We start from the raw sequence: 15784 nt of genomic DNA on the forward strand, positions 1-15784 counted from the left end.
CGTGCTCACCACTCTTTTTCAGGTCTACCTCCCCCTGCTGGGCTGGACGCTGCTGGGGTTTGTCCTGCAGAGAGGGCTACCTCCCCCCTGGCGCCATTGGCTAAATCCCCAAGCGCTGGGCCGCTTCATGTTTTGGGTGGGGGTTCCCCTGGGCACCCTTGGGTTTATGCAGACGGCGGACCTCTCTGGCCAGCTCTGGGCGGCCCCTTTGGTCTGCTGGCTGGCCACAGGGCTAGGGTATGCCCTGGCCAGTGCCTGGCTGCAGTGGCAGCACCACACCTGGCAGGGGAAGAAAGAGTGGGATCCCTGGCTTTGGAGCAGAGCCCGGCGAGGCAGCTTTTACCTGACAGCCACCCTGGGAAATACGGGTTATTTGGGCTACCCCATCTGTCTGGCGGTGGGCGGGAGCGCCTACTTTGGCTGGGCTTTGTTTTACGACCTGTTGGGCACCCTCTTGACCGCCTACGGTCTGGGAGTCTGGGTGGGCAGCCGCTACAGCGCTTCCTTCATCCCTCCCCGGCAGGCTATGCTCCGAGTCCTGAGCAGCCCCACTCTCTGGGCTTTCTTTGTCGGCCTGGCCACCGCTCGCTCCCCTCTCCCAGAATGGCTTGATCAAGGGCTAACTGCCTTTGCCTGGAGCACGATTCCCTTGAGTTTGCTCCTCTTGGGCATACGGCTGGCCCAAGTGCCGCACTGGGGATCCTTTCGCCCCGCCGCCGCGGCCCTCTTCATCAAAATTGTTGTCCTGCCCCTTTTGGTGGGCCTGGGGTTAGCCTTGACCCCCTATCCCCCCTTGGCCAAGCTGGTGCTGGTCTTGCAGACCGGCATGCCTCCTGCTATTGCCACCCTGGTGCTGGCGGAGGAATACGACTTGGATCGGGAGCTAACAGCAACAGCCTTGGCCCTAGGCTACGTGGCGGCCCTGCTGACCCTACCTTTCTGGTTGCTGCTGTGGGGAACCTAGTAGGCCAGGTGAGAGAGGGTTTGCTCCAGGTAGCGATGTACCAGACGATCCAGGTCAGCCTCCTGGCTGGGCAGTTCCCGTCCTTGGAGCCATCCGCGGAAGCCCGAGCTTTCCACGATGGCCTGGCGCAACGGCTTCCAAACCGCTTGGGCGCGCCGTTCTGTATCGGGGCTGAGAGCAGGACTGGTCATGGTTTCTGAAGAGGAAGCTGAGAGCAGACTGAACTCAGGATAGCCCGGATCCCTGTTGGCTTTAGCTCTCTAGGATACAAATCTGCCTATCTCTCTCCCTGAGGGAGAGGGGCTGGGGGCAAGGGGATCCCTAAACGAACAATTGGCTGCGCTGCTGGATGCGCAGGGCTGGCCCCAAGGCATTGAGGAGGGCAACGCCATAGCTGCGGGCAACGATGCGGCTATCCAAAATCGCCACCCAGCGGGTGGGCAAGCCGGAGGCTTCACCTGCTTCTGCGCCTTGTCGCAGAGGTGCAACAGCCCGCTGCAATTGGCTGGCCGCCACTGGCAAGAGGTATTGGCGGAACCAGTCCTGTTGGGTGCGCTGCAGATACTGCACCCGTCCGGCCACCCTTGGATCCTCCATCGAGGGAAAGGGCAAGGTGGCAATGGCCAGCAGTTCCGGACAGGGCAGGCTGGCCTTGTGCTGCAGCCAGTAGGGCCAGTCGCAGACCAAAATGCCCTTTTCTCCGGGAAATAGGCTGTTTACCCGCACCCGCGAGCCAAATTCAGCAGCCAAAGCAGCCCCCACCTGTACCTGCAGAGGTTGATCCGACACCAGCACCACCACAAAGCCCTGCACCTGCGGGATCAGGCTCCTTAGCTCCTGCAACAGGTGCTCCCGGAAGAGGGGGCTGTTGGGCAAGGGCAGCCGCGGCAAGTAGAGGGAAAGGCTCGGCAAGGGCTCCCCGCCGGAACGGATCCAATCCTCGCCTGAGCTGAAGCGCAAGGGCGTCAGATCTGGCAAGCCCAGGCGCCAACGATAGGCCTCCGCCTGCCGATCCAGGTCCAGGGCCTCGCCGATGATCACTACCGGCTGAGTGGCCCAGATGGGCGCCAGCCACTCGTGTAGAGCCGCCGGGCTGTGGTAAAGGGTGAGGCGACCGGTCTCGCGGTCAGTTTCCGCCCACCAAACCCAGCGGGAAGCGGGATCCCCCTCGGCGCAGAGCCGCTGGCGGAGCTGATCCCAAGGATCCGGCAGCCAGCCGGGGTAGCCTGTCACCAAAGACAGCACAGCATCCAGGTGAACCTGTTCATCCGCATGAAGCAGACAGCGGGAAAGAGGCCGCCGCAAAAGCTGAAGGGACAAATTGACCTGAACCTGGGAGAGCTGCTCCGCCTCGGCAGGGAAGATTTGCCGGAGCTGTTGCCAATGGCTGGCTTCCAGGGTCACCGTTAGCGCCTGGTAGGCCCAATCTTCCAGGTCTTCGGCTCCATCCAGGATCAGAGGGATCCCTGTCGGCACTTGCGAGGATCCCTTTCTCAAGCGAGCTTGCAGCCAATCCAGGGGATCCACCAACAGCAACCCCTGGAAATCGGGATCCGGCCAACGGTCTTTTTGCAGGACGGGCTTATGCAACTGCAGGGTGTGCTGTAGCCAGGGGATCTCTTCCCCCAAAATTTGCGCCTGCACAGGAGCTGTGGCACAGAGCAAGGTGGGGTTGGGCCACATCAGGGCCGGCAGCAGGTAACTGAGGCGGTGCTGACCCCCAGCGGGCACCTGGATCAAGGTGCTGCGACCCAGCCGCAACCCCCGCGCCACCATGCGAGCCATCGTCAACTGGTGGGGCCACAGGGCTTCGGGAGACTGCCGCAAAAGCTGCCGCAACTGTTGGTGGACTTCAACCTCAATCACAGTTCAGTACGCCGGGGGTCTGCCACAGACGGTAGGGTGAACTAGCCTATTCTAGGGTAGAGAAGAAAACCAAAGCCCATCTCTGGGGTGAGCGATGTCTCTTCTAGCTGCTGTTTCCACAGAGGGCCAACCCGTTGCACAGACGGGATCCCTGCTTCTAGACCGCTCCGGGTGGGGCCGTTTGCGCATGAAGGGATCCCCAGGCTTGGACTATCTGCACAACCAAAGCACCCAAAATCTGAAGGCCCTCCAGCCAGGGCAGGGGGCCGACACGGTTTTCGTGACCCCCACCGCCGGCATCCTGGATTTGGCAACGGTGTACGTGGGAGAAGAAGACTGCTGGATCTGGACTTCACCCCAGCGGCGCAGCCTGCTGATGCAGAGTTTGGGGCGCATGCTGCCTTTGGTGCGGGGAGCACAGTTGAAAGATGAGACGGACCAGACCTTTGGTTTTGGGTTGCTCGGCCCCCAGAGTCAGGCTCTCCTGGAGCAAGTGGTGAGCTCAGAAGAGATTCCGACCAGGCTCAATGAGCACTGCGCCGTGGAGATCCAGGGGATCCCTGTCCATCTGGCTTGTGGCACGGGTCTTGCCCAGCCGGGGTTTACCCTCTGGGGCACCATTGACCAGAAAGTCGCTCTTGAAGAATGCTTGCTCCAAGCCGGAGCCAAGCTGGCCCCACCTGAGCTGTGGGAAGTCCTCCGCCTAGAAGCGGGTCGCCCCGCCGCCGACCGAGAGCTGACCTCAGACTACAACCCCCTAGAAGCCGGCCTGTGGCGAGCTGTTTCCCTTGACAAAGGTTGCTACGTTGGCCAGGAAGTCTTGGCCAAGCAGGTAACCTACCGGCGCATTCGGCAAACTTTGTGGGGGATCCGCCTTCAAGGAGAGGCTCAGCCCGGCACAGAGATTTTGCGGCAGGGGGAAAAGATTGGTTTACTGACCAGCGCGGGCTTGACTTCGCAAGGGTACCTGGGATTGGGATACGTGCGCACTAAATTCAATCCTGCCGAGGGGCTGGAAGTTGAAGTCGGCTCAGCGCCGGGAGTCCTGACCCGAATGCCGTTTTCCAGCTTCCCGCCTATTGTCTAGCATTATTTTTGCGGCAGAAAGCTCTCCTGCTTTGTAGAGAGAAAATGGGCAAAGGATTAAGAACTTACCAGTCAAAGTGACGGCGAAAGCGGGGATCCCGTCGATCCTTTTTGCGTCGGTTACAGGTTTTGCACAACGTTTGCAGATTGCTGATGTCGTTGCTGCCCCCTTGGGCAATGGGGATGATGTGATCGATCTGAAGCTGAACCTCTGGGGGCGACTTTCCGCAACCGCGACAACGGAAGCCGTCTCTTTGGAAAACATACTCCCGCACGGCTGCTGGAATTAGAATCCTTTCGCCGGATTTTCTTTCTTTCATCGTTATTCATCCATACTGCGAAGATCGTCCAGTGGAGACTTTTCATCTAGAGGTTCTAATATCTCTTGGTCGGGTTCTTTTATCAGAAATTCAGGATTGTCAGGATAAAAGTCAATCGTAACTTCTACTCTTACTTTTACTCTACCGGTCTGCCAACCGTTAGTTTTAGGAGAAAGAATCGAGCATGGAACTCCTTTATGGAAAAAATGAACCTGATCTTCATAGGGAATACCTGTTTGTATCTGTATCTCAAACGAACTCAAGTAACTGTCTAGTTCTCTTCCCATTTGGTCAAACCTCAGGAAATAAGAATTGATAGAATCGCAAAGCTTGGAAATCATGTAGACTTCCTGCTTATTGTTCTCGTTGATAAAAGTGATAACTCCGTCTCGCAGTTGGCTAAGATTAATGGATGTTTTTGTCATCTTATCGACCTCAAGACATAGAGACAACTTGAACAGCCCGTAAATCATCCAGTATAGAATCCTCTAGTTTTCTGGGAGCGCTATCTCCAGAATCTCTATATGGGTCATCAGGAACAAACTCGAGATAAACTTTGACTGATATCTTGCCAGAGATCCACGACTTTCTGGGCTGTAAGACTCTAGATTCTATTCCATCCACGAGCATTCTAATGTCCGCATAAACCTTTCTTGATTGAAGGTAACCGTTTGTCCGGAAAGTATCTGAAAGAAGGTAATTAATAATTGCACTATGCAAGCTACTTGGAAGGTAGACTTGATCACCAATTTCAACGACAGTTTCCCTATCATCTGACCTAAAAACTATCGGATCGGCCACAGCATTGTCTCCTATTGCTCACAGACTTTACTGACTGACATCTCCCCGAATGTCATCCAAAGGCGATCTACTGCTCCCTGATCCCGTTTCTTCTGGCTCAAACTCAACCACTAGTCTCATCCTAACTCTACCAGCAATCCACGGTGAGCCAGGACGTAAGAGTTTAGCAGGAATTCCTTTCACGTTAGTTATTCCGTTCAAGTTGCTCCATAGAATCGAGACTCCCTTTTCGCTAAGTTTGCTGGATAAGTAGGATCTGATACTCTCATAAACAATCTCTGAGTACACCTGAGCAAACTCTTGCGAGTAGATTAGGCGTCCTCCTATATCAATGACAGTATTTTGGAAAATATCTAGCTCAACAAAGCACTCCTGAGATTGATCATTACTTGACACTTGCCCAACCCCCTCTATGTCTCTCTGGCTTAGGCTAGCTCTCACTTTCGCGAAGGTCATCCAGAGGGGATCCACTGCCGCCCTCTGAGACTGTATCCTCTGGCTCAAACTCTACAATGATCCGCAATCTGACCCTGCCTTTTTCCCAATCTTTCTTGCCCGGCACCAAGAGTTGACAAGCAAGTCCCTGCCCAAACCACTTCGCTTCTTGCAACAATTTTTCTTCTGGCTTGGGAGCAAGAAGGCTACTGGCAATGTTGAGCAAGTCTTCCGGCGGCAGGATCCCTGAGGATCTCAAGGCCGCAATGAACAAGCGATGCAGCTCTTCTTTCTTGGTCAAGTCCTCTTGGGCTGCTTTGACCAAGTTGGCAACCTTGAAAGTTTTCTCCCTTACAGAGAGGATCCCTTCTGGGTGCTGCTGTAGAGGTATCGATTTGGATCCCATGACTTTATCTGGATCAAGTGAAAGGCCAAAAACAAAGACAAGCCGCTCTATCTCAAATCATCGAGGATGCTATCCAACTCTGAAAAACTCTCGTCTATGGGTGTAGAACGACCAAGAGCGACTGCTTCGCTTGCATTGCTGTCACCTACTTGCTGTTCAGGAAGACTTGCCAAAATTTGAACTGACTCACCAACAGAGGAAGGTTCAGGACGAGTAATCAAGGGCAGCATCTCACGATTGAGGCCCAAAGCTTGCAAGCAGAGGTTGATCCCAGAAACAGCTTGGTTATACTTGTCTATGCTTGCCTCCAGTTCTTTTAGCCGCTGTTGGTTAAGCGCAATTTTCTCTTCAGCCTCTTTTCTGAGAGTTGCTTCCATGAACTGCTTTGCTTCTGGGTACTTTTGCAAAATCTCATCGGCTACTTGCTTGGCAACCGGCAATAGTTGAGTTTTTAGAGTGTTGTTGGTCTCTTGTCGGAAGCTAGAACGCACTGTCTGGTTAATTTTCGGCTCGAAGTCAAGCTTAAGTAATTGTCGGATTCCAGGCTCTGCGTCGCGAATAGCAGAGATGTCATAAGATTGGCTGGTTTGCTTTAGGACTTCTCGAAACTGGTAGATCGAGAATGTTCCTTCGTCGTAGAAGCGGGGACTTTCTCTGAGGTAGCGGTCGCACTCTTTTCGGGCACCATTGACAAGAGAACTCAAAGTTACCTCCTTAACCAAAAGAAGCTTTTTCTCCAAGTCCCCATCGGATCCCAGTAGGCGAAACAACTGCCTGTAGTAGCTCGAGCTGCGAACTTCATCAACAAGGCGACGAAAGAAGTTCTCTACAAGCGTGCTGGCTGATTCTACCAGGATGTCCTCTAGATGGTTGGACAAATAATAAAAGGCTTCGACCAATACAGCTAAGAATGGAGCTGTGGAGTTGCGGGGACGAATGCGAACGGCTTGACTGTAAACATTGTCCAACGAAAAAGTATCCAAAAGCTCATCTAGCCTCCGTACCATCCTAGCCTGCAATTTACGGAAATCGTTCTCAAATTCTTTGTTTTCTCCGTTAATAACTTTATTGACTACTGTCTGGATATGCTCGTCAAACTCTCGGCCAATACTGGCTAGCTGCTGATTGATCAGCGTCAGCTCATAGGAAATCATGCTGTCAATCTCTTTGGGCTGGCTATCAATGTCTCGGTAGAGATCTAGATAGGACTTCCTCATCTCGATGCAGAGAGGTTGCAAATCATCGGCCAGCGCGGAAAATAGCTGTGGCCGCTTTTCTTCCGTTAAATAACGAGTGATCCCAGCCCGAAAGTCTTCAATACCGCTATCTTTAATCATATACTCAATCAAAGGTTTTCCCCACTCCCTCAGAATCCGAACGTAGTTATTTATGGGTGTGTCGTACCCATGTACAGAAGGGCGGAACGGGGATCCAACTAGCCTACCCGACGTGCAGTACTTATTAAACTCGCTGACAAACTGGGGCGTTTCTTCCTCACCACCCAATTCTTTGATGCTTTCTGAAAAAATCGTATCCAGTCCAAATCGATCCTCGGGGGTAGTTGCCTTGATCTGGGAACCATAGAAGCCGAGAAGGCCGCTTGTCTTAAATACGCGGAGTTGACGAAACTGCTGGTCGATAATGTTTTCTAGTCTCTGCTTTAGTTGTGCGTTGTACCAAGTCTCGTCAATCCGGTTAAATACATAGAAGACCCGATCCCTGATGCTATCATTACTTTGAATATGCTCAATAAGCTCTGTCTCTTCCTTGGTCAGCTCACCCGTTGCAGCACACTTGAGAACGCAAACAACTGCGGACGTATCCGGATCGGCAATTTTTCGATAAGTACGCTCTGCATCCGCTTTGACTGGAGCATCGATCCCAGGAGTATCGACAATAACGTTTCCATCTTCCAGCAAGGGGTGGTGGCAATAGTATTCCACCTTTCGCAAAACTGCGCTATTGGCGCCGCGCCGGGCAAAACCCGCAGCTTCTCTTAGGTTGCCGAAGTTGAGCTGCTCCATCGAGAAGACTTTGTTCTCGGTAGGGTGAATTTTGTCCCGGTTCTGCTGGAAACCTGTAATCAACAAGCGGAGGGCATCCGCCTGCTTTGCCCGCTCTGACTTGCTTTTACCTCCCTCCTGTTGAATAATAGCCTCAGCACGCTCCTTCAGGGGATTCAGTGCAGTGTCTTCCAGCCTGCTGAGTGACGGAGCCAAGTTTAGGAAAGCGCAGAAGGCGGTCATCTGTTCTTGCACTTCCTGCTCGCTGAGAAAAGTGAGCACCACTCTCTCAGCATTTGGCTCTGCGTAGCCAATGTAGCACTCTGTCCCTGTGGCGTGTCCTTCGGCGCTGTAGAGAAGCTCCCTTTCTAGCAAAGCGTTGATCAACATCGACTTGCCGGCGCTAAAAGCACCGGCGAAGACAATCTCAAAGGTTGGGGAAATAGCCTTGCTCAGCGAAGCTTGAATTCGGGTTGTATCTTGCTTTCCTGAAAGGGTGGGATCCTGCTGCCAGAGGTTTAGAATCGTTTCAACGTGCTCCCGTAAGTTTTCGCACTGAGGCAAGAGTTGCACAGCCATCTCAGGGATCTCCGCTAGGGCTGGGGAGATTATAACGCCCTCAGCCCTAAGGGGAAGGTTCTCATGCTACTTTTCTTCAGATAAGGCACCCTTTGATGGCTAACAGCACAGAACCTAGCTTGCCAGGGCAAAGAGGTCGCTCCACTCGCGGTTGGGAACGCCGGGCTTGGCGATGATCTCGAAGATGCGGTTTTTCGCTGCCGGTTGAAACAAGCTTTCGACAGCTACCTGGGCAACTTTGATGCGAGGGACGCTGCCCTCAAAGAGGGTATCGGCCTTGGAGAGGACAATGCCATCTTCGTTGTCCTGGTTTTTCAGGCCCCCTGGCCGAATGATGGTGTAGGTGAGGCCGCTTTTTTGCAAGTATTCTTCGGCTTGCTTTTTCCACACCAAGATCAGCCAAAACAAGTTGAGAGGATGGAACAACTGAGACACGCACAGAGAAGAAATCAAAACAAAGTGTTGGATCCCTTTGGCCTTGGCTACATCCACTAAGTTCTTGGTGCCTTGGTAGTCCACTCGGTAGGGCAGAAAGGGATCCCAACTGGGCCTAGCGCCAGTAGCGCAGAGCACCACCGTGCATCCTTCCATGCCGGCTTCCAGCGTGGCCGGATCCAGCACATCTCCCACCACCACTTCTGCTTCGGGGGGCAGAACCCGAGCGGCCAACTCGCGGCTGCGCACCAGCGCTCGTACCGGGATGCCGCGGCCCACCAACTCTTGGACAATGCGCCGCCCTGTTTCTCCTGTAGCCCCTGCAACAAAAGCCTTCATCTTCTCCCCCTGCCAAACTGCTTAATGTGACGGTGGCGGTTCCAGGTTCCATGCTGGCCTTGCTAAGACCATTATCTTCCCAAAATCCGCCCAGGCAGGGATCCTGTCCATGCGACAGGGGTAGTCGCGGCAACCGCGGGCGCCAGCTTCGATCCCGGCAGCCGGCCAGCTCCAAAACATCCTCCGCTCCACCGCCGGGTAGACCTGCGGTTCAAAGGGAAGGGATCTTGAAAGTCTTGAAGCTTTATTGAATAGGTTTGGCCACATCCCCCACCTTAAAGCCAGAGCTGCTGAGAATGCGGCCCACACTGGATCCCTGATCCACCTCTGTCAGTTGGATCTGGCCAGCGGGCTCAGTCAATTTGCGCAGGACTGCCCCCGTGGCTGGATCTTTAACCTCGCGAACGACGCGCTCCACAGACAGGATCAATCCCACGCGGTAGCCGTCGCTGCTGCCCTTGTTCAAGTCAAGATCACCTGGTTACCATAGACATCCGCCACCAAGGCATCGACGGTCGGCAAAGAGCGGGGCTGGGCCGCTAAGCGACTGGCAAAACCGGCCAACTGCTGGGCAATTTGCTCCACCGCCTGTTGGCTGGCCAAAACCAGCAGCTTTTCTTCGTTGCTGGTGGCCGATCCCCCGCCAAAGTCGGCAACCGTGACGGTGCTATCCGACTGGCTGACGTTGCCCCGGCCCTCGACCACGGCCAAGATCTCCGCCGTGCTGGTGCTCACCAGGCGGGCATTGAGCTGCACGTTGGCATCAGCATCCACCACCTCGGCCCCCACCGCCAGCGGGAAGCTGCCGAAGGGGGTCAAGACCCGCGCCTCACCCCCAGAACGGCGCACCGACACATCGAACTGGGTAACACTGCCGAGGATCACAGCATCGACCCCGAGGATCCGGCCCACCTGAGCGGCGGTGTTGGCATCTAAGCGCCCCGATAGCCCCAAGTTCTGCTCGGCCAAGATCGCGTCCAGCCGCGAGGGCTCGATAACCGAAAAGGTGCCATCTCTCACCAGCCGATCCACCAGCAGATCGCTCACCCCCCGGGATGCCTCGCGCAGGCTTTAGGAATTGCTGAGGCTGCTGAAATCAAAATCCAAAACCGCAACGCGCGGGCGAGTGGTGGGTTGAGGCGCTTGTCCTACCTGGCTGGGGGCAGAGAGATTGCAGCGAAGGTCTTGGGGAAACTTCTGGCACAGCTCCGGATTGGTGGATTGGGCAGCCACCGGGATCCCCATCCAACCCAAGCTCAGCAGCGGGATCCCGAACAGCAGAATGGAAGAGAGGCTGCGCATGGTTGAGCGATCTCCTAGATCGAAATCGAAGAGGTGGCCACAGTCCATTCTCAGCTTGCACCCAAAAGCGGGGCGGTGACCGGCATCACCTGGGCGCCTGTTCCCAGAAGATGTCCTATACTCTACCGATTCCAAGGCCATTGGGAGAAGGGATTGAGAAGGTTGGCACAGAGGAGTTGACAGATCTCAACAGTTAAGACTGAGCAGAGATGCTCGCCCTTTGTGAGTTGCCGGAAAAAGCTTGACCCGCTTTATTGGGCCGGGTTTAGATTGGGATCGAGCGTGCAAACTCAGTGTTAGCCTAGTAAAGCTGTGTTTTTGTACAAGCTATGCCTGTTCCTAAGAAGAAAACCTCCAAAGCCCGCAGTCGCAGGCGGTATGCGGTTTGGCTGGGCAAAGCCAAGCTTCAGGCCCAGCGGGCGATGACCATTGGGCGCGCCATCCTCAGCGGTCGCAACACCGGCTTCTACTACCCCAAAGCCAAGTCGGAAGAAGAGGAGGGAGAAGAATAGGGATCCCCATAGCCGGAAGAGTGGTTTACATTGGGGTCAGGCTCTCTTGAGAGCTGTTCTGCTACCTCCCAGTCTTGGCTGTTCAGCGACTTGCATGCGCTCGTTGACCTCTCTTACCTACTACCAGCGGCTGGGCTTGTCTCCAGGGGCCTCTCCTGAGGACATTCGGCGGGCCTACCGGCAGTTGAGCAAACGCTACCATCCCGACACTTCTCCTCTGGCGCCAGAGGTGGCGATTCGTTGCTTCCAAGAACTCCAGGAAGCCTACCTTGTCCTCAGCAACCCGGCAAAACGGGCCATCTACGATGCCAGCCTGCGGGCGGTGACGGCCAACATGGGATCCCCCGGTGCTGATTCTCTGGAGCTGCGCATGGAAACCCGGCCTCTCTCGGCGGGCGAGCTCTGCGCCCTGCTGCTGATGGGCTCCACCTTCGTGGCGTGTTTGGTGTTGGCGGTTGCTTTGGCCTGGCTACGGGAGGGTGGGGTGGGCTGACCAACTCCGGTTGCTTGTGGATGAGGTTAAGACAAAGCGCTCAGGGCTTCCCATTGATAAGGTGCTTGAATGGAATAGGTTGTTAACTTTTGTTTTGTTCGACGGCTTCTCTGCGCGCCATCTCGCCATGCCTTTGCCTCCTGCAACTACGCCTCTCTACAATCACCCGCTCCACGCCATCGAACGCTGGCTGGAGGATCAGGGCTGCACCCGTGACCCGCAGGATGTGGAGCAGTGGTTTTGCGAGCGGCCCGGCTGGAAAGCCTGCCTGCGCCTGGAGGAGACCAGCATTTGGGTGCGCTATACCTATCCTGATGGCAACACCAAAACTCTGTCTTTTCCCTATTCGCTAAGCCGCCAGGATGTAGAGCAGGCCATTTTTGAGGACTAGCCGGCTATGCGCATTCTGCAACTGCCTGCCCTGCGCGACAACTACATCTATCTGCTGCACGATCCCGAGACGGCCACGGCAGCGGTGGTGGATCCGACAGTGGCCGAGCCGGTGCTGGATAAACTGGCTGAGCTAGGGGCGGAGCTGGTGGCCATCTTCAACACCCACCACCACCACGACCATGTGGGGGGCAACCTGCAACTTTTGGCCCGCTACCCCCGTGCCGTCGTCTACGGCAGCCAGGCGGATCGGGGACGGATCCCGGGCCAGACGGTGGAGCTGCAGGCGGGAGAGACGGTGGCATTTGCGGGCCGGCAGGCGAAGGTGCTGTTTGTGCCCGGCCATACGCGGGGACATGTTGCCTACTACTTTCCCGAAAGCGGGGATCTCTTCTGCGGCGATACCCTGTTTGCCGGGGGATGCGGGCGCCTCTTTGAGGGCACCCCGGAGCAGATGCTGGGATCCCTGGATCAACTGCGGCAGTTGCCGGAAGCCACGCGGGTCTGGTGTGCCCACGAATACACCTTGAACAATCTCAAGTTTGCCCTGACGGTGGATGGGGACAACCCCGACTTGCAGGCGCGCTACCAACAGGTGGTGGCCCTGCGCCAGGCGGGATCCCCAACTGTCCCCAGCACCATCGGCGAAGAGCGCCGCACCAATCCTTTTTTGCGCTGGGATCAGCCGGCTTTGCGGGCGGCTACGGGCGCTCAAGATCCGGTGCGGGTTTTTGCCCGGCTGCGGGGTATGAAGGATCAATTCTAAGGCTGGCCGGAACGCGAACGGGGCCGAGTTGTGATTGGGATCCTGTCCTGACGCTGGGGATTCCCAGTTTGCTTTCCGTAAGATTGGCTTCTTTTTTCGGGAAGGCGGGACATACTGCTAAGTAAGATAGGTAACCTCGGTGGGCCTGCATGGCTACTCCCTAAGCCCCCATGTCTTGTCTTGACTGCCCAGCTCTGCCCACCTTTTTGCAGGAGGCAGGGCGTTTGTTTCTCTGGCTGCCCACTCCTCATACCCACCGGAAAATCTGGCAGGCCCTGGAGGCCAAGACAGAGGTTCCCGTTCAACTTTTGGAAGACCTTGGCCTAGTTGTTGCCATTGCCCAGGGGGCCCTCAAGAAGACCCTGGAGACAATGGCCGAGGTTCTCTCCCAAGAAGAGATGCAGGCCAGCCGCGCCTTGTTTTTGCCTGGGGATAGGGATCCCTGCTGGCAAGATTGCGCCCGGGTGGAGTCGTTGCTGCAGTTGTTCCACCGCACCCAAGCCGAGCTGTTGTTGGAATTGTTGAAGGAAAACCGCCTCACCACCTATTTCCAGCCCATTGTCCGGGCGCGGGATCCCGCTTGGGTGGTGGGCCACGAAGCGCTGGTGCGGGGGTTGGACAGAGAGGGCAAGGTCATTGGCCCGGACTTGCTTTTTGCCACGGCCCGCGAAGCCGGGTTGCTCTATCACCTGGACTTGGCTGCCCGCCGCACGGCCATTGCTGCCGCCACCCAGCACCGCCTCGAGGGGGATCTGTTCATCAACTTCAGCCCCACGGCCATTTACGACCCAGCCTTTTGCCTGCGCTCTACTGTCTGGGCCATCAGCCGCGCCGGGATCCCGCCAGAACGGGTGGTGTTTGAGGTCAATGAATCCGACCGCAGCCCCGATTTGGATCATTTGCAGCGGATTTTGCGGTTTTACCGGCAGGCGGGCTTTCGGGTGGCGCTGGATGACCTGGGCGCCGGCTACGGATCCCTAAACCTGTTGCACCGGTTGCAGCCAGATGTCATCAAGCTGGATAGGGAGCTCATTCGCGGCGTAGATGGGGATCCCTACAAGGCGGTGATTGCCCAAAAGGTGCTGGAGCTGGCCCAAGAGCTGGGGATCGTCACCCTGGCCGAAGGGATCGAGACGGCAGAGGAGCTGCAGTGGGTGCGCGACCACGGGGTGGACCTGGTGCAGGGCTTTTTCATCGCCCGGCCCCAGCCTGTTCCCCCAGGATTAGGATCCATAGGATAGCTGCCCCCACGGCTTGAGCGGCTACTGAGAAGATGACCAAAGCTGGGAGGAAGAGATCGTAGAGCACCCCCATCAGGGCGCTGCCCAAAAACCAGGCCAGGCCGTAGAGGCTGGTAAACAGCCCAAAGGCAAAGCCCCTCGCCTGGGGAGCCACCATGCCGGCTACTGCCGCCTTCATGACCGATTCCTGAGCCCCCAAGCCAATCCCCCAGAGCACTATGCCCACCACCGCCAGCCCGTAGCTGCCGGAAAAGGCCAGCGGCGCAAAACCGGCAGACAGGACCACCGCCCCCAGCAGGCTCCCCAGCCGGATGCGGTCAAACAGCCAGCCACAGCCCAAGGCCGCCAAGGCATCCACCCCCATGGCCAGGGCGTAGAGCAAGGGGATCCCTGCCTCCTCGCTCCCCGACTGTCGTTGCAGATGGAAAGCAATGAGGGGAAAGTCGGCAAACCCCACGGCCACACAGGCCGCTGCTATGAGATAGAGCCAAAAGACCCTGGAAAAGCCTTGTGCTGGAGCGGTTTCCGGCTCCGGCTCAAAGTCGCGCGGGGTGGGATAGAGCCATCGGGCCAGCCCCAGCACCCCCAGCCCCAGGGCCGCCGGGATCCCCAAGGCCAAGAATCCACCCCGGAACCCGTAGCCGGCGGCAACCATCCCTGCCACCAGCAGCGGCCCCCCCACCGCCCCGATTTGATCCAAGGTCTCGTGCAGGCCAAACCCAATGCCCTGGCCCACCTGCAGAGCCGCATGGGAGAGCAACACATCCCGCGGCGGGGTGCGGATCCCTTTGCCCAGGCGCTCGGCCAGCAAAAGCAAAGCGGCCCAAGGCCAACTGTCCACCCAGGCCAAAGCGGGGATCGCCGCCGTGTTGACAACATAGCCCAGGGTGGTGAGCTGCCAGTGCCCTCGACTGGGCCGAGAGGGATCCCTACTGAGCCGGTCGCTCCAGTAGCCCACGCCCAGGCGCAGCCCATAGGCCAACAATTCTCCCCCGCCGGCCACCAGCCCCACCACCGTGCCGCTGGCCCCCAGGGATCCCAAAAAAGCTCCGGAGATGCTGCGGGCCCCCTCGTAGGTGGCGTCAGCGCAGAGGCTGACGATCCCGAGGAGGAAGATAAAGCGCCAAGCAGAATCGGACATAGCCAGCTCCTGAGGACGGGCAATCCAACTGGGGATCGGGACTATGGCTGGGGCTGAGGAGCGTGATGGAATACTTGGACGCTGTGGCAAGTAACTAGACCGTCGCGCACCAGGTTTTTGACATCCGGCAGAAAGGCCTTGATTTTCTCCGGCGTGTCGATAAACGTTACCAAAATGGGCAGATCTGTGTAAAGCTCGAGAAGGTTGCTGCTGCGAATGTGACTGTTGTGGCCAAAGCTGGCAATGGCTCTCACCATGGTACCGCCCGCCATGCCCCGCCGACGGGCCAGCTCCAGCAGAGCCAGGTAGAGAAGCTTATTTTGTCAGTGATCCGACTCGCCAATGTAGATACAGCCTTTTAATTTAAAATAGGGTACAGGTATTCAAGAGGAAGGAGAGAAAGGAATGCCGACTCATTCTTTGGATTTGCGGCAAAGAGTTGTAGCAGCCTATCAGGCAGGTAACACCTCCATCCGCCAGGTAGCTAAACGCTTCATGGTGACCAAAAGAACAGTACACCGCTGGGTGCGACAGTACCAACAAACTCAAGATTTAGCCCCTAAGAAAGCAGGCACCAAGCGAGTGGGCATTTTGGAACAACATCGGCAGGAAGTGATGGCAATTATTACAGAACACCCAGACTTCTACCTGTGGCAGTATCAAGAACTGTTGCGCGAGCGCTTAGGAATCAATGTAAGCATCGTC

General features: G+C 56.5%; 19 protein-coding genes and 1 pseudogene. 8 read left to right on the forward strand and 12 right to left on the reverse strand.

Annotation, left to right across the window (positions count from 1 at the left end; all coding sequences use genetic code 11):
* The first annotated feature begins 1 nt into the window (after position 1).
* Positions 2-964: an AEC family transporter gene (locus tag SYN60AY4M2_RS02465; RefSeq protein WP_099812203.1), complete on the forward strand. Its 963-nt coding sequence runs from the start codon at positions 2-4 to the stop codon at positions 962-964.
* Here the strand turns inward: SYN60AY4M2_RS02465 and SYN60AY4M2_RS02470 are convergent.
* Positions 961-1155, reverse strand: a complete 195-nt coding sequence (locus tag SYN60AY4M2_RS02470; protein ID WP_099812204.1) for a hypothetical protein — start codon at positions 1153-1155, stop codon at positions 961-963. The two genes, SYN60AY4M2_RS02465 and SYN60AY4M2_RS02470, sit on opposite strands and share 4 nt — an antisense overlap.
* 130 nt (positions 1156-1285) lie before the next feature.
* The gene (locus tag SYN60AY4M2_RS02475; protein ID WP_099812205.1) at positions 1286-2830 is read right to left on the reverse strand and encodes a hypothetical protein; all 1545 of its coding nucleotides are present in this window, start codon (positions 2828-2830) and stop codon (positions 1286-1288) included.
* A gap of 94 nt (positions 2831-2924) precedes the next feature.
* Here SYN60AY4M2_RS02475 and SYN60AY4M2_RS02480 point away from each other — a divergent pair, with 94 nt between their 5' ends.
* Positions 2925-3917 carry a folate-binding protein YgfZ gene (locus SYN60AY4M2_RS02480; protein WP_099812206.1) on the forward strand — a complete coding sequence of 331 codons (993 nt, stop codon included), beginning with the start codon at positions 2925-2927 and terminating at the stop codon, positions 3915-3917.
* Between the two features lie 64 nt (positions 3918-3981).
* Here SYN60AY4M2_RS02480 and SYN60AY4M2_RS02485 read toward each other — a convergent pair whose 3' ends face one another.
* From SYN60AY4M2_RS02485 to SYN60AY4M2_RS14325, 8 genes are all read right to left on the reverse strand, one after another.
* Positions 3982-4236 carry an HNH endonuclease gene (locus SYN60AY4M2_RS02485; RefSeq protein ID WP_011430012.1) on the reverse strand — a complete coding sequence of 85 codons (255 nt, stop codon included), beginning with the start codon at positions 4234-4236 and terminating at the stop codon, positions 3982-3984.
* 2 nt (positions 4237-4238) lie between these two features.
* The gene (locus SYN60AY4M2_RS02490) at positions 4239-4709 is read right to left on the reverse strand and encodes a KGK domain-containing protein (protein ID WP_099812207.1); all 471 of its coding nucleotides are present in this window, start codon (positions 4707-4709) and stop codon (positions 4239-4241) included.
* 758 nt (positions 4710-5467) lie between these two features.
* Positions 5468-5878 (reverse strand): KGK domain-containing protein, encoded by a 411-nt coding sequence (locus SYN60AY4M2_RS02505; RefSeq protein WP_099812209.1) that lies wholly within the window; start codon positions 5876-5878, stop codon positions 5468-5470.
* Positions 5879-5925: 47 nt separating this feature from the next.
* Positions 5926-8460, reverse strand: a complete 2535-nt coding sequence (locus SYN60AY4M2_RS02510) for a dynamin-like GTPase family protein (protein ID WP_099812210.1) — start codon at positions 8458-8460, stop codon at positions 5926-5928.
* Between the two features lie 114 nt (positions 8461-8574).
* The gene (locus tag SYN60AY4M2_RS02515) at positions 8575-9234 is read right to left on the reverse strand and encodes an SDR family oxidoreductase (protein ID WP_099812211.1); all 660 of its coding nucleotides are present in this window, start codon (positions 9232-9234) and stop codon (positions 8575-8577) included.
* Positions 9235-9478: 244 nt separating this feature from the next.
* Entirely contained in the window at positions 9479-9700 is a 222-nt protein-coding gene (locus SYN60AY4M2_RS14315) for a hypothetical protein (protein ID WP_240527682.1), read from the reverse strand.
* A complete protein-coding gene (locus SYN60AY4M2_RS14320) occupies positions 9697-10281 on the reverse strand; it encodes a CsgG/HfaB family protein (RefSeq protein ID WP_240527683.1) in 585 nt (194 codons plus the stop codon). The genes SYN60AY4M2_RS14315 and SYN60AY4M2_RS14320 overlap by 4 nt, the downstream gene beginning before the upstream one ends.
* 24 nt (positions 10282-10305) lie before the next feature.
* Positions 10306-10536: a hypothetical protein gene (locus SYN60AY4M2_RS14325; protein ID WP_240527684.1), complete on the reverse strand. Its 231-nt coding sequence runs from the start codon at positions 10534-10536 to the stop codon at positions 10306-10308.
* A 329-nt stretch (positions 10537-10865) separates the two neighbouring features.
* On the opposite strand from SYN60AY4M2_RS14325, the gene SYN60AY4M2_RS02525 reads away from it, so the two are divergent.
* The 5 genes from SYN60AY4M2_RS02525 to SYN60AY4M2_RS02545 all read left to right on the forward strand — a co-directional run bounded on the left by SYN60AY4M2_RS02525 (position 10866) and on the right by SYN60AY4M2_RS02545 (position 13938).
* On the forward strand, positions 10866-11048 hold the full coding sequence (locus SYN60AY4M2_RS02525; RefSeq protein WP_011430004.1) for a 50S ribosomal protein L32: 183 nt from the start codon (positions 10866-10868) through the stop codon (positions 11046-11048).
* 94 nt (positions 11049-11142) lie between these two features.
* Positions 11143-11541: a J domain-containing protein gene (locus tag SYN60AY4M2_RS02530; RefSeq protein WP_011430003.1), complete on the forward strand. Its 399-nt coding sequence runs from the start codon at positions 11143-11145 to the stop codon at positions 11539-11541.
* Positions 11542-11668: 127 nt separating this feature from the next.
* On the forward strand, positions 11669-11932 hold the full coding sequence (locus SYN60AY4M2_RS02535; protein WP_041438969.1) for a DUF3143 domain-containing protein: 264 nt from the start codon (positions 11669-11671) through the stop codon (positions 11930-11932).
* A 6-nt stretch (positions 11933-11938) separates the two neighbouring features.
* Positions 11939-12697, forward strand: a complete 759-nt coding sequence (gene gloB, locus SYN60AY4M2_RS02540) for a hydroxyacylglutathione hydrolase (RefSeq protein ID WP_011430001.1) — start codon at positions 11939-11941, stop codon at positions 12695-12697.
* Between the two features lie 170 nt (positions 12698-12867).
* Positions 12868-13938 carry an EAL domain-containing protein gene (locus SYN60AY4M2_RS02545; protein ID WP_099812212.1) on the forward strand — a complete coding sequence of 357 codons (1071 nt, stop codon included), beginning with the start codon at positions 12868-12870 and terminating at the stop codon, positions 13936-13938.
* Here SYN60AY4M2_RS02545 and SYN60AY4M2_RS02550 read toward each other — a convergent pair.
* Together SYN60AY4M2_RS02550 and SYN60AY4M2_RS02555 are read right to left on the reverse strand one after the other, a co-directional pair.
* Positions 13889-15079, reverse strand: coding sequence for an MFS transporter (locus tag SYN60AY4M2_RS02550; protein ID WP_011429999.1), 1191 nt, complete (start codon positions 15077-15079; stop codon positions 13889-13891). The genes SYN60AY4M2_RS02545 and SYN60AY4M2_RS02550 overlap by 50 nt on opposite strands.
* Before the next feature lie 41 nt (positions 15080-15120).
* Positions 15121-15387 (reverse strand): annotated as a pseudogene (locus tag SYN60AY4M2_RS02555) (DUF190 domain-containing protein); the annotation flags it as partial.
* A gap of 97 nt (positions 15388-15484) precedes the next feature.
* Between SYN60AY4M2_RS02555 and SYN60AY4M2_RS02560 the strand changes: the two are divergent.
* On the forward strand, positions 15485-15784 hold a 300-nt coding region (locus SYN60AY4M2_RS02560; protein WP_143597311.1), incomplete at its 3' end, for a helix-turn-helix domain-containing protein.

This window comes from Synechococcus sp. 60AY4M2 (assembly GCF_002760375.1).
Taxonomy (GTDB): Bacteria; Cyanobacteriota; Cyanobacteriia; order Thermostichales; family Thermostichaceae; genus Thermostichus.